This is a genomic window from Xylophilus sp. PBN-3R, from assembly GCF_057747805.1.
Map to the genome: position 1 here is coordinate 3,762,397 of NZ_CM173225.1, position 20,104 is coordinate 3,782,500.

At 62.1% G+C, this 20,104-nt stretch carries 15 protein-coding genes and 2 rRNA genes; 5 read left to right on the forward strand and 12 right to left on the reverse strand.

Annotated elements, in window-relative coordinates; all coding sequences use genetic code 11:
• Positions 1-16: 16 nt before the first annotated feature.
• The 6 genes from AC3ANW_RS17925 to AC3ANW_RS17950 all read right to left on the reverse strand — a co-directional run bounded on the left by AC3ANW_RS17925 (position 17) and on the right by AC3ANW_RS17950 (position 7,179).
• The gene (locus AC3ANW_RS17925) at positions 17-3,736 is read right to left on the reverse strand and encodes a pilus assembly protein (protein WP_488342198.1); all 3,720 of its coding nucleotides are present in this window, start codon (positions 3,734-3,736) and stop codon (positions 17-19) included.
• Positions 3,733-4,386 (reverse strand): pilus assembly PilX family protein, encoded by a 654-nt coding sequence (locus tag AC3ANW_RS17930; RefSeq protein ID WP_488342199.1) that lies wholly within the window; start codon positions 4,384-4,386, stop codon positions 3,733-3,735. The genes AC3ANW_RS17925 and AC3ANW_RS17930 overlap by 4 nt, the downstream gene beginning before the upstream one ends.
• On the reverse strand, positions 4,380-5,513 hold the full coding sequence (locus AC3ANW_RS17935) for a PilW family protein (protein WP_488342200.1): 1,134 nt from the start codon (positions 5,511-5,513) through the stop codon (positions 4,380-4,382). The genes AC3ANW_RS17930 and AC3ANW_RS17935 overlap by 7 nt, the downstream gene beginning before the upstream one ends.
• Complete coding sequence (locus tag AC3ANW_RS17940) at positions 5,510-5,926, reverse strand: hypothetical protein (protein ID WP_488342201.1); 417 nt, start codon at positions 5,924-5,926, stop codon at positions 5,510-5,512. Before AC3ANW_RS17940 ends, AC3ANW_RS17935 begins: the two co-directional genes overlap by 4 nt.
• 96 nt (positions 5,927-6,022) lie before the next feature.
• Entirely contained in the window at positions 6,023-6,700 is a 678-nt protein-coding gene (locus AC3ANW_RS17945; RefSeq protein WP_488342202.1) for a GspH/FimT family pseudopilin, read from the reverse strand.
• Positions 6,700-7,179 (reverse strand): type IV pilin protein, encoded by a 480-nt coding sequence (locus AC3ANW_RS17950; RefSeq protein ID WP_488342203.1) that lies wholly within the window; start codon positions 7,177-7,179, stop codon positions 6,700-6,702. The genes AC3ANW_RS17945 and AC3ANW_RS17950 overlap by 1 nt, the downstream gene beginning before the upstream one ends.
• 192 nt (positions 7,180-7,371) lie before the next feature.
• Between AC3ANW_RS17950 and AC3ANW_RS17955 the strand changes: the two genes are divergently transcribed.
• Positions 7,372-8,688 carry a lytic murein transglycosylase gene (locus AC3ANW_RS17955; protein ID WP_488342204.1) on the forward strand — a complete coding sequence of 439 codons (1,317 nt, stop codon included), beginning with the start codon at positions 7,372-7,374 and terminating at the stop codon, positions 8,686-8,688.
• A gap of 23 nt (positions 8,689-8,711) precedes the next feature.
• Here AC3ANW_RS17955 and AC3ANW_RS17960 read toward each other — a convergent pair whose 3' ends face one another.
• Positions 8,712-9,194 carry an Lrp/AsnC family transcriptional regulator gene (locus AC3ANW_RS17960; protein ID WP_488342205.1) on the reverse strand — a complete coding sequence of 161 codons (483 nt, stop codon included), beginning with the start codon at positions 9,192-9,194 and terminating at the stop codon, positions 8,712-8,714.
• A 131-nt stretch (positions 9,195-9,325) separates the two neighbouring features.
• On the opposite strand from AC3ANW_RS17960, the gene hppD reads away from it, so the two are divergent.
• Positions 9,326-10,408, forward strand: coding sequence for a 4-hydroxyphenylpyruvate dioxygenase (hppD, locus tag AC3ANW_RS17965; protein ID WP_488342206.1), 1,083 nt, complete (start codon positions 9,326-9,328; stop codon positions 10,406-10,408).
• Complete coding sequence (phhA, locus tag AC3ANW_RS17970) at positions 10,405-11,301, forward strand: phenylalanine 4-monooxygenase (protein WP_488342207.1); 897 nt, start codon at positions 10,405-10,407, stop codon at positions 11,299-11,301. The genes hppD and phhA overlap by 4 nt, the downstream gene beginning before the upstream one ends.
• Here phhA and copC read toward each other — a convergent pair.
• The 3 genes from copC to AC3ANW_RS17985 are packed head-to-tail and all read right to left on the reverse strand — an operon-like array spanning position 11,294 to position 14,306.
• Complete coding sequence (copC, locus tag AC3ANW_RS17975; RefSeq protein ID WP_488342208.1) at positions 11,294-11,668, reverse strand: copper homeostasis periplasmic binding protein CopC; 375 nt, start codon at positions 11,666-11,668, stop codon at positions 11,294-11,296. The genes phhA and copC overlap by 8 nt on opposite strands.
• Before the next feature lie 26 nt (positions 11,669-11,694).
• On the reverse strand, positions 11,695-12,534 hold the full coding sequence (locus AC3ANW_RS17980; protein ID WP_488342209.1) for a copper resistance protein B: 840 nt from the start codon (positions 12,532-12,534) through the stop codon (positions 11,695-11,697).
• An 8-nt stretch (positions 12,535-12,542) separates the two neighbouring features.
• Positions 12,543-14,306 (reverse strand): copper resistance system multicopper oxidase, encoded by a 1,764-nt coding sequence (locus AC3ANW_RS17985; RefSeq protein ID WP_488342210.1) that lies wholly within the window; start codon positions 14,304-14,306, stop codon positions 12,543-12,545.
• Positions 14,307-14,435: 129 nt separating this feature from the next.
• Here AC3ANW_RS17985 and AC3ANW_RS17990 point away from each other — a divergent pair, with 129 nt between their 5' ends.
• Together AC3ANW_RS17990 and AC3ANW_RS17995 are read left to right on the forward strand one after the other, a co-directional pair.
• Positions 14,436-15,131 carry a heavy metal response regulator transcription factor gene (locus tag AC3ANW_RS17990; protein WP_488342211.1) on the forward strand — a complete coding sequence of 232 codons (696 nt, stop codon included), beginning with the start codon at positions 14,436-14,438 and terminating at the stop codon, positions 15,129-15,131.
• Positions 15,131-16,531, forward strand: coding sequence for a heavy metal sensor histidine kinase (locus AC3ANW_RS17995; protein ID WP_488342212.1), 1,401 nt, complete (start codon positions 15,131-15,133; stop codon positions 16,529-16,531). Before AC3ANW_RS17990 ends, AC3ANW_RS17995 begins: the two co-directional genes overlap by 1 nt.
• A gap of 139 nt (positions 16,532-16,670) precedes the next feature.
• Here AC3ANW_RS17995 and rrf read toward each other — a convergent pair.
• Together rrf and AC3ANW_RS18005 are read right to left on the reverse strand one after the other, a co-directional pair.
• Positions 16,671-16,783: ribosomal RNA gene (rrf, locus tag AC3ANW_RS18000) — 5S ribosomal RNA — on the reverse strand.
• 133 nt (positions 16,784-16,916) lie between these two features.
• A 23S ribosomal RNA gene (locus tag AC3ANW_RS18005) occupies positions 16,917-19,795 on the reverse strand.
• Positions 19,796-20,104 lie beyond the last annotated feature (309 nt).

Consider the following 20,104-nt stretch of genomic DNA (forward strand, 5'->3'; position numbering starts at 1 on the left):
GCTCAGCCGGTTTCAATCACTGGCTGTCGGTCAGCCGGCGCCACGAGATGCGCCGCGTGCCGCTGGCGCCCGGCGGCGAAGGCACCGTGTTGACGTTGCTGGTGCCGTCCGAGGTCCGGGTGAGCGCCAGGATGGACCCGCCGGCGCCCTGCGTGACGGTCGCGCTGCTCGACAGGCCGGAAGTCGAGAGCACCAGCCGCGCCGAGGTCGCACCTGTCACATTGAGCCCGTTGGCGTAGTTCACATAGTTCAGATAGCTGGAGCCGCCGATGCTGCAGGCACCCGCGGTGCTGGGCGAATTGCTGACGAAGATCAGCACACCCAGCTGCAGGGTGGAATCCGCATCCACGCGTTCGCCCGATGTCGGCAGGTCGATGTACCAGCCGTTCATGGTGGCCATGGTCCAGGTGTAGGTCACCGAACTGCTGGCGCTGCCGCCGGCGGCGGGCAACGTCTGCCGCACGAAACATCCGGAGGAAGTGGCTGCCGTCGAACAGGTGTTGCTGCGCGGGTTGCCATAGAGCCCAGCGGTAGCCGTGCTGGTGGTCAGCGGGTCCTTCATGGCGTACATCGACTGTTGCTGCGTGGTCGAGATGTCGGACACGCCGAGGTAGGCGCCGGTGCCCACGTACAAGGTTCGCACTCCGTTGGGCAGGCCGATCTCGGGTCTCGAAGTGATCGGCTGCCGGTTGCCCGATGCATCGGCCAGTGTCGCCAGCAACTGCACCGGCGCATTGCCGCCGCTGGCGGTCAGCGCGCTGATGTCGAAACGCCAGACGTTGCCGTAGAGGTCGCCACCATAGACCTGCGTGGCCAGGTTGTTCTGCGCGCTCTCGACGTAGGCCGAGATCTTCGACAGGCCGCTGGGGCACGGCGCCACCGGACAGCCGGTGACCACCGCCGTGCCGGACCCGACACCGGTGTCGATCTTCTTGATGACGGCCCCGGTGCGGGCATTGAGCACCCACAGGAAGCCGCGGCCGGTGCCAGGCGAGACATTGTTGTAGCCCGAGGTGACCAGCACCACCCAGGTGCCGTCCGACAACTTGGTGATGACCGGCTTGCCGTACGAATACCCCAGGTCCTGGTCGACGATGTAGGGCGACACCCTGGTGGTGTCGGAAGTGAACTCCCACAGCATGGTGGGCGCGGTGGGCACGGTGACGTCGAGCGCATAGAAGCCCCGCCCTCCTCCGCCCAGCCCGCCGACGAGGATGGTGCGCCAGGCGCCGTTGATGTAGACGTCGTCCTGCGCCAGGTTGCCGTCCACGAAGGGCTGGTGGGTCAGCGGATAGTTCTTGTCGGCCAGCTTGTAGAGCTGCGGCAGCAGCATCGACGGGATGTAGGCCCAGGTCTCGGCGCCGTTATCGGCATTGAAGGCATGCAGCATGCCGTCGTTGGCACCCACGTAGACCATGCCCTGCCGACCGGACTGCGACGACTTGAACGCCGTGTAGCCGGTGTCGGCGTAACTGGCCTTGGGTGCCTGCACATACACCGGCTGCGAATTGACCACATCGCCCAGCACGTGGGTGCGCGGAAAGTAGTAGTCGCTGGTGGTGCTGCCTTCGTTGCTGCGGTCGCCGCGCAGGAAGTTGACCAGGTTGATGCCACCGGCACCCGTGGTGCCGCCCGCGGTGGTGCTGTTGACCCGCCCGGCTGCGGTCAGGCAATTGGTGCCCGAGGTGCAGATCTGCGACAGGCCGTTGATGGCGGGGATCTGGAAATAGGCCTTCAGCGTGTTCGACATCGAGGCCCACTGGAACGGCATCAGCGCGCTGCTCGTCAGCGGGTCGTAGGTGTAGATTGCGCGGGCTCCGGGCGCCAGGTTGTCCAGCAACGGCGTGGTGGTCAGTGCGCCGGTAGCGTTGGCGCAGTCGGTGCCTGCGCCGGACTGCGACCAGGTCGCCGCGCCGCTCACCAGGCCGGTGGTGCCGTCGATGCTGTAGCGGGCCAGGTCACCGAACCATTTGCCCGAACAGAAGGTGGTGCCGAAAGAGAAATTGCCGGTGCCGGCGCTGAGTTTCTGCGACGAGATGGTGGCGGCGGCCGAACTGCTGGATGCGGCGTTGACGTTGTTCAGGAAATCGGTGAGGCCCGACTGCAGTTCGGTGGCGTTGCGGGCACTGTAATAGGTGCCGCGGCCGTTGACGGCCGCATGCCACAGGTCGTCGATGGTGGTCTGGGCATTGTTGGTCGGAACCGGCCAGTTGCAGGCACCCGACGCCTGCCAGATGCAGACACCCGCGCCCTGCGTGCTGCTGCTGGTCAAGGTGCCGTTGGCGACGTCGAAGTAATCACCGCTGGTGGAGCTTGCGTAGCCGCTCTGGTACTGCATGTAGCCCGACGCACCCAGCCCGATGGTGTAGGTGTTCATGCGCTGCTGGCCGTTCGAATACATGTTGCTCGACACATCCACGCCGGCGGCGTTGGTGGTGTTGTTGAAGGTCGACGAGCGCAGGTCGGTGGCGTAGTAGTACTGGGCGATGTCGGCCAGGGTGTTCGAGGTGTTGTTGCCGTCCAGGTAGGGGCGTACCTCGCTGCCGTCGGTGTTGCCGACGGCTGAACCGGTGACTCGCAGCGGCGTGGTGTTTTCGTTCCAGTAGCCGTCCGTGGACAGCATGGTGTAGTTGCGCTGGCAGGCGTACTGGATGGGGTCTACCGTGGTCTGCCCGTTGATGCGCGACGAGTTGCCCGCGTAATACCGGCCGGCCGAGGCCAGTGCGGCCTTCAGCGGAGTCGAACTGGAAGGACTGGCCGCGAACAGCTTGGCGTACCAGGCCTGCTTCTGGCCGCCGGCTCCGGTGGTGTTGTCCAGCACGTTGAGGAAGTCGTTGTTGTTGTTGTTGTTGATCGACATGTAGCCCAGCCGGTAGTTGTTGTCGAGAACGTTGAAGGCCAGCGATATGGCGGTCTTGGTGGCCTGCATGCGGGTCTGGTAATACGCCAGCCAGTTGGAATAGTTGCCCATCTCCTCGGCGTAGGTGCAGGTGGTGCCCGCGCAGTCGGTTCTTGTAACGGCCTTGGCCGAGGTGCCCGGATAGACGTAGCTGTTGTTGAAGAAGTTGATAAAGGTCGACACCTGTGTGCCCGGCACGAAACCCAGGTTGAGACCCAGGCCCGGATAACGCGCATAGACATAGCTGTTGTCAATGCGGTTGGCCTGGCAGTTGTTCAGCAGCACGCTGTTGCACCAGCGCAGGTAGGCGGGATAGGGATAGGCGGTGCTGGGCGCGCTCTGCGTAACGCAGGTGCGCAGGTTCTGGCTGCTGCAGTATTCGCCGGCGATGAACTGCCAGTAGGTCGCGCCCGACAGTCCCGGCGCCGTGTTGAGGATCGACTGGACGCCGAAACCGTCTACCGGCACTCGGGTGAAGCTGCTGGTGTAGCTCGACGTCATGCTCGGATAGCTCGTCCCGTCGTACTTCACCGGCGGTGTGTAGGTGACCGCCGGATCGTAGGCCAGGCCGTTGACACGGCTGTTGTAGAAGGCAGCGCTGATGCCGGTGAAACTCAACGCCCAGTCCGGCAGGTAGTTGTAGGCCATGCTCCCCGAGTCGTCGAGGACGTAGAGGATGTTGGGCTTGACCAGCGTGGCGGTGGAAGTCTCCAGGGGCGACGAAGCCAGGTCGGTGAGCGCTGCGCGGGCGGGTGAGGCGGCAAGCAGCAGCAGGCCCAGCAAAAGCCCCGACAGAAGCGCACCCAGCTCAGCGACGGTTCGGTTCGAAGATTTCATAAGGCCACCATGGCTTGGATGTAGGCAGTGGTACCGCGCGGCCCCTGCACCTGGACCGTGATGCGGTAATAGGTCGAGCTGCTGCAGGCGAGGTTGCCGGCGCCGGTGTTGCTGTCGAGTGTCTTGGTGCCGCCGCAATAGGCCGACGACGGCGCGGCGGAACAGCCGGTGAGGCTGCTCGGATCGCCCACCGCCGAACACATGCGCTGGATCAGGTAGGCCGCGGTGTTGCCCGCGTTGTCAGAGGGCTGGCTGACCGGCGTGACGTTGGCGCTGCCCGAGTTGCTGACCAGGCTGGTCCACAGGGCACCCCAGCTCTGGCCGCTGGCCGGGTCCTGCCGGGTCGCCAGGTAGCCGCGGGCCAGTTGGTTGCAGGTCAGCACGGTGGCGCCCGCGCTGGTGCAGGTAGTGGCGGAGGCGGACGAAGCCTGGCCCGTATTTGCCTCCAGCCAGGCGATGGCGGCTTCGACCCCCACATCGGCCCCGGTCACTGCGGCCTGCTCGAAAGCCAGGTTGCCGCTGACCAGCGTGCTGGTCGACACGGTGCGCATCAGGCTGACCGCCGCCAGCGCCATGATGGCCAGCGCGATCAGCGCGACGATCAGAGAGAAGCCGCGTTGCCTCGTGAGTGAAGTCCGGCGTATCAGCATGCGCCCGCCCCGCCCTGATAGGTCGGCTGGCCACCTTGCCAGATGGCGTTGCGGATAGGGATCATGGTCTGCACCGTGGTGTAGCGGTAGTTCTGCCAGGTGGAGAAATCGCTCAGGTTGATGGGGAGGGTCGTGGACCCGTCCCACACGGGCGCGGAGGTGGTGGGGGCCGTCTTGTCGAACTGCTGGCTGCGTGCCACCAGCGCCAGCCGCACCCCGACCACCCGGGCCCAGGCGCAATACAGCGGAATGGTGGCGGCGGTGGGTGTGGTCTGGTCGTAGGTATCGACCACGCCGTCCATCACCGAAGTCGAGCCGGTGATGCCCGAGGTGTCGCGTGCGTACTGCACCCGCATCGACACCAGGTTGCTGGCCACCGGCACCCAGGCCGGGCTGTTGCCGGTGCTGGCGTAGGTGCTGGCATAGCTGGCCGAGCCGCAGTTGAAGAGCAGGTAGTCGCACACCACCAGGTCGCCGTTGCGGACGGCATAGGCCCGCACGCTCGGTGCGCCGCCCAGGTTGTAGACGATGCTGCCCGAAGGCAGTCCGGCGGTGCCGCCTGTCAGGGTCAGGGAATAACCGCTGATGCCGGTCACCTTGCCCACCTGCAGCGCACAGGTGGCGGCGCGTGTGGCAGGCGCGGCGACGACCTGATCGCCGGTGGCGAAAGACAGGGGCGTCGTCACGACGTAGGTGGTGGCGGTGGTGGCGGCCGAGACCGCATCGCCTTCCGACGGACTGCCCGAGTTGCCGGACGAGACCAGCAGCGTGTCCGTATTGGCATCGCCCGCCGGAACGACCGAGGTGGCCGGGTTGATGATCACCGGCGCCATGGCCGGCAGGGTGACGCTCTGCGCGTCCGCAGCCGTGTAGGTCAGCGTGCAACCCGAGATGTTGAACGACTGCAGGCCCAGGCCGGCATGTTCCACGTCCAGCTCCAGCGCACGCAAGGCGGCAATGCTGTTGAGTTGCGCATCGCCGCCGCCGACCGCGATGCGCCGGCTGGTCGCGGTGCTCGCCAGCACCTGCAGGATCACCACCACGCTGAACATGCCGATGACGATGCTGACCATCAGCTCCATCAGGCTGAAGCCGCGCTGCCGGCGGTGGGTCCTGGTGCGGTTCATTTGATCTGCGCCGTTTCGACGTACTTGTGCGCCGAGGCGTCGCCCGGCGCCTGCCACCAGATGGTGATGGTGACCAGGCTGCTGGGCACCGACGGCGTGGTGCCGCTCGGGATCGGGACGATCTGCACCGTGGGTTGCGGCGTGGTGGACACCCTCGGCAACCTGGCCGCGGTCACGTTGACCATCCACGCGGTGTAGCCGGCACCGGCCGGGGTGTCGGTGAAATTCGCCTGCAGCGTGGCGGCCGTCCGATCGCTCAGCCACATGCGGCTGATGAGGTTCTTGCAGAGCAGCGCCGCCGTCGACCGATAACCGGCCCCCGAAGTTTCCTGCACCGCCACCGATTGCAATCGTGCGATTCCCAGCACACCGACACCGAAGATCAACAGGGCCACCAGGGCTTCGATCAGCATGAAACCGCGCTGATGACCCGGCCGGAGATGAACACGTGTCCCGCACGGTGCGTGGATCGGGGCTTCGGGCGGAGTCATCTTCACCTCGGATCGCAGCTAGTAGCAGCGGGTCGGGTCAGTGACGGCGGTCTGTTTGGTGTCGCACATGCGCACCTCGCCGCCGACGGTCACCACCACCCGCAGGCACCGCACATCACCGCCGTCCACCAGGCAGGTGCCGGCGGGCGACTTCACGTCAACATAAAAATAACCGGCCGCACTGGTGGGATTGGTGGTGGCCGCCTGCCGCCCGGCCGCATCGAAAGCCACTACCGCCACCCCTGTCGATGTCGCCGACGGCTTGGAGGCCAGCACGCTCACCTTGCTGATCGCCGACGTCACCGGGCTTGCCTGGACGACCCTGGGCGAAACGGTGAGGCTGGGCGCCGCGCCGCAACTTCCGGCCGGCGTCACCGACGCATCGGCATTGGCGACCCAGTAAGGCCCTGTGACGCTGAGCACGCAGTTGGCGTCGAGGGTGGACACCAGCTGCAGCCGCACCCGGGTGTTGCGTTTTATCGCTTCCGAACGTGCCAGTTGCAGGCCTTCACGCAATGACTCGGCCATCATGCGCACCTGGTTGTTGCGGATCCATTCGGAAAAGGAAGGCAGCGCAAGCGCCAGCAGCACCGCGAGGATCGACACCCCCACCATCAGTTCGACCAGGCTGAAACCCGCGTCCGCCGAACCGCGCTGCCTGTGGCAGACGTGGCAGGCGTGGCGGGCGGTTCGCATCAGCAGGCCCCGCCCTTGTTGACGATCCAGCACGACTTGGTCGCATTCCAGCTGGAGGAAACGCCGCTGACGACGCTCCCTTGCGTGCCATCCTGGTTCACGGTGTAGCTGAATCCGGTCATAGCGCCGTAGCCGGTGGCGGTGAGCACATAACTGGCACCGGCGGAGCCCGGTACACAGGCAAAGGTAAAGAACTTGCCGTCCGCCGGATTGGCGATGCCGCAGCCGGTCGAGGCGGAGTTGTAGTAATCCTTCTTGTCCTGGAACCACTGCTCCATGCGCACCTGGGTTGCGGCCAGGACCGAAGTCGCCTCCGGTATCCGCCCGCGCCGGATGTAGTCGGTGTAGGCCGGCAGCGCGATGGCGCTCAGGATGCCGATGATGGCCACGGTGATCATCACTTCGATGAGAGTGAAACCGGCCGTCCGCGAGGCGAAGGACGGCAAACCGCGGAAGCGGGCCAAGGAGCTTGATTTCAAACTGCCGTCCTTTCGTTTCAGTCGATACCGGTTTGAACGGGCACGTGTCCAAGTAAACCTCGAAATGCCTTGCCTGTCGAAGAAAACGTGTCCCCAAGTAACATGATTTACCCTACAGGACGAAAAGTCTGTGGCTGTATCAGCCAGCAGGGGGTTACCGGGTTCCGGCCAGGGCAAGCCAGAATCTCCTGCATGGAAAACGCTCTCCCGACCTCTTCTCCACGCCGCTGGCCGGCGCCTGCACCGCTGGCCCTGGCGATCAGCCTTGCCCTCGCTGGATGCGCCACCGCACCGGCTCCCGTATTCAAGGCAGGTCCGCGGCAAACCAGCGAACCTGCCACGGCGGCGACTACAGCTAGCCCGTCCGCCCATTCGGCAGCCACTTCCGCTGCCGCCGGCTTCGACCGCTGGGTCGCCGACTTCCGACGGTCGGCAAGCGCCGCCGGCATGGACGACAAGACCCTGGCCCTGGCTTTCGATACGGCGAAGGAGCTGCCGCAGGTGGTCGAACTGGACCGCCGCCAGCCCGAATTCACCCGCTCGGTCTGGGACTACCTCGACAGCGCGGTATCTGCGCAACGCGTCACCCGCGGGCAGCAGAAATTGCAGGAGGTGCAGGCATCGGCCGATGCCGCCGCCACCCGCTACGGCGTGCCGGCCAGCGTGGTGGCCGCCATCTGGGGCATGGAAAGCAATTACGGCAGCAACTACGGCGACATTCCCACCATCGACGCCCTGGCCACCCTGGGTTTCGAAGGCCGGCGCGAGGATTGGGCCAAGGGCCAGTTGATGGCGGCGCTGAAGATCCTGCAGAACGGCGACATCGACCGGGCGCACATGATCGGTTCCTGGGCCGGGGCCATGGGCCAGACCCAGTTTCTGCCTTCCGCGTTTCTGGCCTATGCGGTCGATGCCGACGGCGACGGCCGGCGCGACATCTGGGGCAGCATGGCCGACGTGACCGCATCCACCGCCAACTATCTGGCACGCTCCGGCTGGCTGCGCGGCCAGCCCTGGGGCTACGAGGTGCGGCTGCCGGCCGGCTTCGACCTGGCACGGGCCGACAGCAGCGTGCGCCAGGCCAGCAGCCAATGGGAAACCGAAGGCCTGCGCACCGTCGACGGCAGCGCCCTGCCGCCGCTGACCGACGCCACGGTGCTGCTGCCGGCTGGTGCCCGTGGGCCAGCCTTCCTGGTCGGACCCAACTTCCGCGCCATCCTGCGCTACAACAATTCCACCAGCTATGCGCTGGGTGTAGGGCTGCTGTCCCAGCGACTGGCCGGCGGCCCTGGCGTGTCGGCCGACTGGCCGCGCGACCTGACGGCACTCAGCCGCAGCCAGGTCCAGAGCCTTCAGACTGCGCTCAACCAGCGTGGTTTCGCCAGCGGCACGGCCGACGGCCTGATGGGCCCGGCCACGCGCGAGGGCATCCGCGCATGGCAGCGCAGCCAAGGCCTGCCGCCTGACGGCTACCCCACGCTCGAGCTGCTGCAAGGTCTGCAACCCTGAAGACAGCGACGGGGGTGTGATCTTCAGATGGGCAATGCGGAAGTCGTCTTGACCCGCTCCAGCACGAAGCTGGTCTTGCAATCCAGCACGCTCGGGTGGCGGAGCAGCGTTTCGAGTACAAAACTGGAGTAGTGCGCCATGTCGGTCACCACGACCCGCAGCAGGTAGTCCATGTCGCCGGTCATGGAGACACATTCGAGCACTTCGGGCCAGTTCTGCACGGCCGCCTTGAAGGCGTCCATCGGGCTGCGTTTGTGCGACTCCATCAGCTTTTCAAGCCGCACGTTGATGTACGCGGTCAGGCTCAAGCCCACTTTTTCAGGCGGCACCACGGCGGCATAACCGGCGATGACACCGGCGTCTTCAAGGCGCCGTACCCTGCGCAGGGTGGCCGAGGGCGACAGCGCGATGGCCTGCGCGATCTCGTCGTAGGTGGCCCGGCCGCTCGTCTGCAACATGCGCAGAAGGCGTAGATCGAGAGAATCGAGTTCAAAAGCTGTGCCCATGATCGGCATCTTGCACGAATCGTGCGTCGAGCCGCAAAATCGAGGCGCAGATTGCAGGAAAGCTGCGAATGTACCGGCCTAGCATCGAACCATGCGCGCCACCCGAGTGCGCGCCCCCAATGGAGCAAGACATGGCTGACCTCTTCGAGAACCCAATGGGCCTGATGGGCTTCGAATTCGTCGAATTCGCATCGCCCACACCCGGCGTGCTGCAACCGGTATTCGAGGCCATGGGTTTCACCAAGGTGGCGAATCACCGCTCCAAGCAGGTCAGCCTTTACCGCCAGGGCGAGATCAATTTCATCGTCAACGAAGAGCCGAACAGCCCGGCCGCGTATTTCGCCTCCGAACACGGCCCGTCGCCGTGCGGCATGGCTTTCCGGGTGAAGGATTCGCACAAGGCCTATGCCCGCGCGTTGTCGCTCGGCGCACAGCCGGTGGACGTACCCACCGGCCCGATGGAGTTGCGTCTGCCCGCCATCAAGGGCATCGGAGGCGCTCCGCTATACCTGATCGATCGGTTCGAGGAAGGCAAGTCGATCTATGACATCGACTTCGAATTCATCGAGGGCGTGGACCGCCATCCGGTCGGCCACGGTTTCAAGATCGTCGACCACCTGACACACAACGTTTACCGCGGCCGCATGGCCTTCTGGGCCAACTTCTACGAGAAGTTGTTCAACTTCCGCGAGATCCGCTACTTCGACATCAAGGGCGAATACACCGGCCTGACTTCGAAGGCCATGACCGCGCCCGACGGCATGATCCGCATCCCGCTGAATGAGGAGTCGTCCAAGGGCTCAGGCCAGATCGAGGAATACCTGATGGCGTTCAACGGCGAAGGCATCCAGCACATCGCCCTGCTGAGCGACAGCCTGCTGGAAAGCGTCGACAAGCTGAGGGCAGCCGGCGTGCCGCTGATGAAGGCACCACCTGAAACCTATTACCGCATGCTCGAAGAGCGCCTGCCCGGCCACGGCGAAACGCCCGGCGAACTGCAGACACGCGGCATCCTGCTGGACGGAACCACCGAAAACGGTTCGCCCCGGCTGCTGCTGCAGATCTTCTCGGGCACCGTCTTCGGCCCGGTGTTCTTCGAATTCATCCAGCGCAAGGGCGACTACCGCGAAGGTTTCGGCGAAGGCAACTTCAAGGCCCTGTTCCAGTCGCTTGAACGCGATCAGATCGAACGCGGCGTGCTGCAGACCGCATGAAAACCGACGTCGCCGGCGCCGGTTGCAAACACGGGCTGGCGGCCGGTGACGGCGCAGCGCCCGAACGGCCTGACTGGACCATCGACCAGGGCTGGCACAACTACGGCCCGGAAGAACACGCCATCTGGAAGACGCTTTTCGAACGGCAGTCGCGCCTGCTGCCGGGCCGAGCCTGCGACGAATTCATCCGGGGCATGCACAACCTGCCTATCGGGCCGGAGCGGATTCCGAATTTCGAGCAGTTGTCCGAGACGCTGGGCAAACGCACCGGATGGTCGGTGGTGGCCGTGCCAGGCCTGGTGCCAGACGAGGTGTTTTTCGAACATCTGGCCAACCGGCGTTTTCCCGCCGGTCAGTTCATCCGCCGCGCCGACCAACTGGACTATCTGGAAGAGCCGGATGTCTTTCACGACGTATTCGGTCATGTGCCGATGCTGATGAATCCGGACATCGCCGACTACATCCAGGCCTACGGACAAGGCGGCCTGCGTGCCGCCCGCCTCGGTGCGCTGGAGCAGCTGGCGCGGGTGTATTGGTACACCGTGGAATTCGGGCTGGTGCAGCAGGACGACGGGCTGCGCATCTATGGTGCGGGTATCGCGTCGTCCGCCACCGAGTCGCTTTTCTCGGTGGAAAGCGCATCACCGAACCGCATCGGTTTCGAGCTGGAACGGGTGATGCGCACCCGTTATCGCATCGACGATTTCCAGGAAAGCTACTTCGTCATCGACCGCTTCGACGATCTGTTGGAGCTTGCCCGCATCGACTTCGAACCTTCGTACAAACGGGTGCTTGGTTCGGACGACTTCGAGCCGGGCGACGTGTTGTCGACCGACCGGGTTTTCAGCCAGGGCAGCGGCCTCTATCACCGCGACCGCAAGCGGGTCACCTGACCGTGAAATCGACCGCCCCGGTGACGGCGTGGTCATCCTCCGAAACCGCACGCCAGTCCACCCGGTAGCTGCCGGCCGGCAGCGCCTGCCGGGGAACGATCAGCATGGTCTTGCCGTCCTCGCCGGCCGAAACGGTCGCTGCCATCGCCATCGGCGCATGTCCGGCCATGCCTGGCATGCCCGTCATGACCAGCCTGGCGGCCGAGGTCCTGGTGAGCAGAATCTGGTCGAAATGCAGTTCGATCCTGGCCGGGGACGTCGCCACTTCCGAGCTGTCAGCCGGCACTGCAGCCAAGAGTCGGGGGTGGGCCAGCACCGCGGTGCTCAGGAGCATTGCTGCCGTGGCTACGAGAAGGGAGAAACGCATGGAAAAATCCTCGGGAAACAAAAGAACTAGAACCACATCCTGACCCCGGCCACCCAGCGGGTCTGCATCGCACGCTCGCCCGCGGCACGGACCATGCCGGCAGTCGAACCGTAGAAACCAATGCGTTCCACGCCGAGGTAGGGGGCGAACTGCCGGTCGATTTCATAACGAAGGCGAATGCCCGCGACCGCACTGGCCAGGCCGCTGCCGATGTGGGCTTCGGGGTCGCTTCGGCCATGGAAGCTGGTCTCGATCCGCGGCTGCAGGATCAGGCGCTGGGTGAGGATGAGCTCGTATTCGCCAGCCAGCCGCAGCGCGGTGCGGTCGCCCTCGCCCACATAGGCCGTCGCTTCCAGTTCGAACCAGTAAGGGGCCAGCCCCTGCACCCCGAAGGCCAGCCAGCTTCGCCCCGGCCGGCCGCTGCCGGCATCCTGGCGCAGGCCCAGTTGGGTGTCCCAATATGCACCGATGGCATGGCCCCAGAGCAGTTCGGTACGGGCATTGCCGATCCTGCCCCGCGCGCCCTCGCCTTCTGCCTTGAGGACCAGTTTGTCGTAGGCGGTGCCATATGTGGCGCGGCCGTCGAAGAGGGTCTCGGCGGCGCGCGAATTGCCGGAACGTTCCAGCCGGTCGATCAGCACCGAGCCGAAGGCTCGCTGGTCGGCCATCATCAGGTGATGCGGCGTGACGCCGTCTGCATGCGGCAATGCGTAGAGGCCGTGACCCAGCTGGTAGCCGCTGGAGTAGGCGTCGGGATCCCGGGCATCGGCGGGCGCATCGCCGCCCGCCATCTGCATGGACATTGCGCCGTGATCCATGGACTGCGCCGATGCAGCACAGGCGGACATCGCCACCACAAGGCTCATGAACGCCCTCATGCGACCACCACTTCACGGAACATGCCGGCATCCATGTGCAGCATCAGATGGCAATGCCAGGCCCAGCGCCCGAGGGCATCGGCTGTGACACGGAAACTCATCCGCTGCGCCGGCTGTATCGGCACCGTGTGGCGGCGCACCTGGAAGTCACCGTCGGCGGTCTCGACGTCGCTCCACATGCCGTGCAGGTGCATCGGGTGGGTCATCATCGTGTCGTTGTGCAGGATGACCCGCAGCCGCTCGCCGTGGCGGAAGTGGATGGGGGTGGACCTGCCGAATTCCACACCGTCGAAAGACCAGGTGTAGCGCTCCATGTTGCCGGTGAGATGCAGTTCCATCTCCCGTTCCGGCATGCGGGTGTCGACCGAGCCGCCCACGGTCCTCATGTCGGCCAGGGTGAGCACGCGCCGGCCGTTGTTGCGCAGTCCGATGCCCGGGTCGTCGAGGTTGGTGCGAGGCATGTCCACACGCATGTCGGTGCCGGGGCCGTATTCGGTACGGGCGTGGCGAACGCGTGTGCCGGGCGCCGCCAGCGGATCGCGCGGCTGGCTGGCGTGGGCGCGATGGTCGATCGGCTGCATGGCCTGCATTCCCTGGAGGGCGTCGTCCATTGGCTGCATGCCCGCCATGCCGGGCATCAAGCCGTGGTCCATGGCGCCCATCATGTCGGTCATGGCCAGCCATTCGACCTTGTCCAGCGCTGGGGTCGGCGCCGTCAGACCCTGCTGTACTGCGAGCGTCGCGCGGGCAAAACCGCTGCGGTCCATGGTCTGGGCGAACAGGGTGTAGGCATCTTCGCGAGGATGGACCACCACATCGCAGGTTTCTCCGGGGCCGAAGCGGAACTCGTCGACGGTCACCGGCTCGATGGCCAGGCCGTCGATTTCGACCACCCGCAGTGGAAGACCCGGGATCCGCAGGTCATAGAAGGTATTGCCGGACCCATTGGCCAGGCGCAGCCGCACGCTTTCACCACGCCTGAAAATCCCGGTCCAGTTGCCGTCGGGGGCGCAGCCGTTGACCAGATGGGTCAGCGTCGCCGATGAGACGTCGGCCAGGTCGGTGGGACTCATGCGCATCTCGTTCCACATCCGGCGCCTGGCCAACGCTTCCTTGAAGCCGGTGGCGGACACGTCGCGGGCGAAGTCGATGGCCGTCGGCCGGTGATAGTTGTAATAGTCGCTCTGCACCTTCAGCCTGGCCATGATGCGCATCGGATCTTCATCGCTCCAGTCGGACAGCAGCACGGTGAAGTCGCGGTCTTCCAGGAGCTGTTGCGAGCGGGCGGGATCGATGACGATGCTGCCGTAAAGGCCCCGCATTTCCTGGAAACCCGAATGGGAGTGGTACCAGTAGCTTCCGCACTGCTGAACCTTGAACCGATAAGTGAAACTGCCGCCCGCGGGAATGCCGGCAAAACTGATGCCGGGCACGCCGTCCATCTGGTACGGCAGGATCAACCCGTGCCAGTGGATGGACGTCGCCTCGCGCAACCGGTTGGTGACACGGATCGTCACGGTGTCGCCCTCGCGCCAGCGCAGTGTCGGACCGGGAAACGAGCCGTTGACCGTGGTCGCCAGCACCGGGCGACCTGTGAAGTTCACCGGCATCTCGTCGATGACCAGATCGAACTCCGTGCCCCGCAGCACATCAGGCGAGCCGAAACGTCGGTCGGCGGCACCCGCAGCACCGGCCCATGGCGCCAGCAGGCCGCCGACGGCCAAACCCTGTACAAAACGCCTGCGGCCGATCGAATTCATGGGATGCTTGCTTTTTTGTTCACCCCGCAAGATTAGGCTGCGGCCGGCGACTCGCGCCTGACCCGAACATGACAAAGCCGTCATCTTCGCGCCGGCTTGCCGACCAAAACCACGCGTTTGAATCACGCCATGAAACTACTGGTTGTCGAAGACGAGAACAAGACCGGCGACTACCTGCGCCAGGGCCTGACCGAAGCAGGCTTCGTGGTCGATCTGGCGGCCGACGGCCTGGACGGATGCCACCAGGCGCTCAACGAAGAATATGACCTGATCGTTCTCGACGTCATGCTGCCCGGCATGGATGGCTGGCGCGTCCTCGAAACCCTGCGCGGGCGCAAGGTGCTTGCACCCGTGTTGTTTCTCACTGCACGCGACAGCGTGGCAGATCGTGTGAAGGGCCTGGAACTGGGCGCGGACGATTACCTGGTCAAGCCCTTCGCTTTTTCCGAATTGCTGGCGCGTGTGAGGACCCTGCTGCGGCGCAGTGCGGTGCAGCCGGTGGAAGACCGCATCCAGGTGGCCGACCTGGTGCTGGACACGACCCGGCGCCGCGCCACACGGGCCGGCCGTCGAATCGTGTTGACGGGCAAGGAATTCGCACTGCTGGAACTGCTGAGCCGTCGCCAGGGAGAAGTGCTGCCACGCTCCCTTATCGCCTCCCAGGTGTGGGACATCAACTTCGACAGCGACACCAATGTGATCGACGTGGCGATCCGGCGGTTGCGCGCGAAGATCGAAGACGGTTTTGAGCCGAAACTGATCCGCACGGTGAGAGGAATGGGCTACGTGCTCGAAGACCCCGACCATGCGGAGCCAGTGCCTTGATGGACAGGCTGTCGCTCACCGCCCGGTTGACTGCGCTGTTCTCGCTGGTCTCGGCGGGCGTGCTGCTGGGACTGGCCTTGCTCATCGGCCAGGCAGTCGACCGGCATTTCGAGGAGGAGGATTACGCAGCGCTGGCCGACAAGGCGATGCTGGTGAGGCGCATCGTGGCGGAGCCGTCGGCGCAGTCCCTGCACTCCAGATTGTCGGATGCGCTACAGAACCACATCGGTTTTGTCATGCGGCTGATGTCACCCGATGGCACCGTCCTCTATGCCACGCCCGGGTTCGATTTCGATCAGCCGTGGCACGGTCAGCCACCGCACATGGGCAGCCACGCAAATTCTCCTGGGCATGAGGCTGAATCGCTGCGCCCCATGACTGCGCAACGGGGAGCCCTTCGATACCGGGCCGTCCAGACGCCGCTGTTGTCGTATGACGGTCGATCGCTGAATTTGATACTTGGTACCGACACCGAGATCCACGACCACTTCACACGCGAATTTCGGATCACCCTGGCTTATTACGTCGGTATCGCAGCATTGCTGAGCGGTCTTTTGGGCTGGTGGGCGGCACGCAAGGGCTTGCGGCCCCTGCGTGGAATGGCGACAAGGGCTACCGCCGTTACCGCACAGCGCCTGGACGAACGCATGGAAGTCGACGCGATACCGGTGGAAATGCGAGAACTGGCGCGCAATCTGAACGCCATGTTGGCCCGACTTCAGCATGACTTCACCCGGCTATCGGAGTTTTCATCCGACCTTGCACACGAACTGCGCACACCTATTACCAACCTGTTGACGCAGACACAGGTCGTACTGTCGCAAGCCCGAAGTCCGGCCAAATACCAGGAAGTGCTGGAATCGAATACCGAAGAACTTCAGCGACTGGCACGGATGGTGTCCGATATGTTGTACCTCGCTCAGGTCGAGCAAGACATTACCCTGGCGCACCCGGAACTACTGCACCTGCGTAATGAGGTTCAGGCCTTGTTCGATTTCTACGAGGCAATGGCGGAAGAACGTGAGGTGCGACTTGCAGTCTGGGGAGACGCCAGAGTGATCGGCGACCGTTTGATGGTACGGCGCGCCTTGGGAAACCTTCTGTCGAACGCCCTTAGATATACGCCACCGGCAGGCTGCATCACGGTCACGATGTGTTCTGAAGCCGGCAACACCAAGGTAATCGTGGAAAACGATGGGCAGGATATTCCGCCGCAAGTGCTGCCATCACTTTTCAACCGCTTTTTCCGCGGCGACAAGTCGCGTGTACGTTCTGATCTCGACGGTGTCGGCCTCGGCCTCGCCATCAGTCGGGCGATTGCAAGGGCGCACGGCGGCGACATTTCGGTGCAGTCACACGGCGGTAAGACATCATTCACATTGTCATTGACATCAGCTTGATGGGTTGATTGCAATTTGCCATGATGTTTTTGCCGACGATTCGATTCGTAGTGGCACAACTGGCTGCAACATCCATTTCCGTTCCCCCAAAGACAAAACCCCTCAATCTTTCGACTGAGGGGTATTGCTGGCTGTAAGAGCCTGACGATGACCTACTTTCACACGGGAACCCGCACTATCATCGGCGCGGAGTCGTTTCACTGTCCTGTTCGGGATGGGAAGGAGTGGTACCAACTCGCTATGGTCATCAGGCATAAAGGGTTGCTGTCCTGCTGTTGAGTTCAGGACGGCGAATTCATAGAGTTTGGAATCAGCTTATATTTTGATTACGTCTTGGCATAACACCTTGAAGCTGTTTCCCTTTGGGGGGGGCTATCAAAGTTATAGGGTCAAGCCGCACGAGCAATTAGTATCAGTTAGCTTAACGCATTACTGCGCTTCCACACCTGACCTATCAACGTCCTGGTCTAGAACGACTCTTCAGGGGGCTCAAGGCCCCGGCAGATCTCATCTTGAAACGAGTTTCCCGCTTAGATGCTTTCAGCGGTTATCTCTTCCGCACTTAGCTACTCGGCAATGCCACTGGCGTGACAACCGATACACCAGAGGTGCGTCCACTCCGGTCCTCTCGTACTAGGAGCAGGCTTCCTCAAATCTGCAGCGCCCACGGAAGATAGGGACCAAACTGTCTCACGACGTTTTAAACCCAGCTCACGTACCTCTTTAAATGGCGAACAGCCATACCCTTGGGACCGGCTACAGCCCCAGGATGAGATGAGCCGACATCGAGGTGCCAAACACCGCCGTCGATATGAACTCTTGGGCGGTATCAGCCTGTTATCCCCAGAGTACCTTTTATCCGTTGAGCGATGGCCCTTCCATACAGAACCACCGGATCACTATGTCCTGCTTTCGCATCTGCTCGACTTGTCAGTCTCGCAGTTAAGCACGCTTATGCCATTGCACTATCGTCACGATGTCCGACCGTAACTAGCGTACCTTCGAACTCCTCCGTTACGCTTTGGGAGGAGACCGCCCCAGTCAAACTGCCTACCATGCACTGTCCCCGATCCAGATAATGGACCTAGGTTAGAACCTCAAACGCACCAGGGTGGTATTTCAACGTTGGCTCCACAAGATCTAGCGACCCTGCTTCAAAGCCTCCCACCTATCCTACACAGATCCGTTCAAAGTCCAATACAAAGCTACAGTAAAGGTTCATGGGGTCTTTCCGTCTTTCCGCGGGGAGATTGCATCATCACAAACATTTCAACTTCGCTGAGTCTCGGGAGGAGACAGTGTGGCCATCGTTACGCCATTCGTGCAGGTCGGAACTTACCCGACAAGGAATTTCGCTACCTTAGGACCGTTATAGTTACGGCCGCCGTTTACTGGGACTTCAATCAAGAGCTTGCACCCCATCATTTAATCTTCCAGCACCGGGCAGGCGTCACACCCTATACGTCCACTTTCGTGTTTGCAGAGTGCTGTGTTTTTAATAAACAGTCGCAGCCACCGATTTTTTGCAACCTTTCTCAGCTCCAGGAGTAAATCCCTTCACCTACTAAAGGCACACCTTCTTCCGAAGTTACGGTGTCAATTTGCCGAGTTCCTTCTCCCGAGTTCTCTCAAGCGCCTTAGAATACTCATCTCGCGCACCAGTGTCGGTTTGCGGTACGGTCGTCAATAGCTGAAGCTTAGTGGCTTTTCCTGGAAGCAGGGTATCACTCACTTCGTCTGTAAGCAGACTCGTTATCACCCCTCATCTAAGCCCGGCGGATTTGCCTACCAGGCACGACTACAGGCTTGAACCAACATGTCCAACAGTTGGCTGAGCTAACCTTCTCCGTCCCCACATCGCACTATTGATCGGTACAGGAATATTGACCTGTTTCCCATCAGCTACGCATCTCTGCCTCGCCTTAGGGGCCGACTCACTCTACGCCGATGAACGTTGCGTAGAAAACCTTGCGCTTACGGCGAGGGGGCTTTTCACCCCCTTTAACGCTACTCATGTCAGCATTCGCACTTCTGATACCTCCAGCATCCTTTACAAGACACCTTCACAGGCCTACAGAACGCTCTCCTACCACGTGCAATAAATTGCACATCCGCAGCTTCGGTAACTGGCTTAGCCCCGTTACATCTTCCGCGCAGGACGACTCGATCAGTGAGCTATTACGCTTTCTTTAAATGATGGCTGCTTCTAAGCCAACATCCTGACTGTTTTAGCCTTCCCACTTCGTTTCCCACTTAGCCAATTTTAGGGACCTTAGCTGGCGGTCTGGGTTGTTTCCCTCTTGAGTCCGGACGTTAGCACCCGGTGCTCTGTCTCCCGCGCTGTACTCTTCGGTATTCGGAGTTTGCCTTGGGTTGGTAAGTCGCCATGACCCCCTAGCCAAAACAGTGCTCTACCCCCGAAGGTAATACGCGAGGCACTACCTAAATAGTTTTCGGAGAGAACCAGCTATTTCCAAGTTTGTTTAGCCTTTCACCCCTATCCACAGCTCATCCGCTAGTTTTGCAACACTAGTCGGTTCGGACCTCCAGTACCTGTTACGGCACCTTCATCCTGGCCATGGATAGATCACTTGGTTTCGGGTCTACACCCAGCGACTGGACGCCCTATTCGGACTCGATTTCTCTACGGCTTCCCTATTCGGTTAACCTTGCCACTGAATGTAAGTCGCTGACCCATTATACAAAAGGTACGCAGTCACCCTTGCGGGCTCCTACTTTTTGTAAGCATGCGGTTTCAGGATCTATTTCACTCCCCTCCCGGGGTTCTTTTCGCCTTTCCCTCACGGTACTAGTTCACTATCGGTCGATGATGAGTATTTAGCCTTGGAGGATGGTCCCCCCATATTCAGACAGGATTACACGTGTCCCGCCCTACTTGTCGTCAACTTAGTACCACACGTCTGTTTTCGCATACAGGGCTATCACCTGCTATGGCCGACCTTTCCAGATCATTTTGCTAACAGTCGTGCTATCACTGACAGGCTCTTCCGATTTCGCTCGCCACTACTTTCGGAATCTCGGTTGATGTCTTTTCCTCGAGCTACTGAGATGTTTCAGTTCACCCGGTTCGCCTCGCATGACTATGTATTCATCATGCGATACCCTAAAAGGGTGGGTTTCCCCATTCGGAAATCTCCGGATCAAAGCTAATTTGCCAGCTCCCCGAAGCTTATCGCAGGCTATCACGTCCTTCTTCGCCTATCATCGCCAAGGCATCCACCACATGCTCTTATTCACTTGACCCTATAACTTTGACGTTTCTTATCGAAACACCGCCGTCGTTTCAAGGAATTGCCAGGTCTTTCACCTGGCGCGTTATGCCGTATGACCCTTGCGGATCGATACATTTGAATTCCAGACTTGGTCTGAATATTCGTTTTGACGCAATCAAAAATTCATGCTGCTGATGGCACGGTGAAGAACCTCGGTCCTTCTTTCCATCAGCAGCGCTGATTCGACTCTATGAATTTTTAAAGAACAGCCGATCAATCGCACTATCGCGATCAACAACAAAACAGCCTCTCGCAAAGCTGCTTTGGTGTTGAATTATAT

What these genes read in the sequence shown, in the direction of transcription:
- AC3ANW_RS17985 (WP_488342210.1), bottom strand. Translation starts at nt 14,306, where the DNA reads ATGAATTCGATCGGCCGCAGGCGTTTTGTACAGGGTTTGGCCGTCGGC.
- copC (WP_488342208.1), bottom strand. Translation starts at nt 11,668, where the DNA reads ATGCGTTTCTCCCTTCTCGTAGCCACGGCAGCAATGCTCCTGAGCACC.
- hppD (WP_488342206.1), top strand. Translation starts at nt 9,326, where the DNA reads ATGGCTGACCTCTTCGAGAACCCAATGGGCCTGATGGGCTTCGAATTC.
- AC3ANW_RS17940 (WP_488342201.1), bottom strand. Translation starts at nt 5,926, where the DNA reads ATGCTGATCGAAGCCCTGGTGGCCCTGTTGATCTTCGGTGTCGGTGTG.
- phhA (WP_488342207.1), top strand. Translation starts at nt 10,405, where the DNA reads ATGAAAACCGACGTCGCCGGCGCCGGTTGCAAACACGGGCTGGCGGCC.
- AC3ANW_RS17935 (WP_488342200.1), bottom strand. Translation starts at nt 5,513, where the DNA reads ATGAACCGCACCAGGACCCACCGCCGGCAGCGCGGCTTCAGCCTGATG.
- AC3ANW_RS17945 (WP_488342202.1), bottom strand. Translation starts at nt 6,700, where the DNA reads ATGCGAACCGCCCGCCACGCCTGCCACGTCTGCCACAGGCAGCGCGGT.
- AC3ANW_RS17955 (WP_488342204.1), top strand. Translation starts at nt 7,372, where the DNA reads ATGGAAAACGCTCTCCCGACCTCTTCTCCACGCCGCTGGCCGGCGCCT.
- AC3ANW_RS17995 (WP_488342212.1), top strand. Translation starts at nt 15,131, where the DNA reads ATGGACAGGCTGTCGCTCACCGCCCGGTTGACTGCGCTGTTCTCGCTG.
- AC3ANW_RS17925 (WP_488342198.1), bottom strand. Translation starts at nt 3,736, where the DNA reads ATGAAATCTTCGAACCGAACCGTCGCTGAGCTGGGTGCGCTTCTGTCG.
- AC3ANW_RS17960 (WP_488342205.1), bottom strand. Translation starts at nt 9,194, where the DNA reads ATGGGCACAGCTTTTGAACTCGATTCTCTCGATCTACGCCTTCTGCGC.
- AC3ANW_RS17990 (WP_488342211.1), top strand. Translation starts at nt 14,436, where the DNA reads ATGAAACTACTGGTTGTCGAAGACGAGAACAAGACCGGCGACTACCTG.
- AC3ANW_RS17930 (WP_488342199.1), bottom strand. Translation starts at nt 4,386, where the DNA reads ATGCTGATACGCCGGACTTCACTCACGAGGCAACGCGGCTTCTCTCTG.
- AC3ANW_RS17980 (WP_488342209.1), bottom strand. Translation starts at nt 12,534, where the DNA reads ATGAGCCTTGTGGTGGCGATGTCCGCCTGTGCTGCATCGGCGCAGTCC.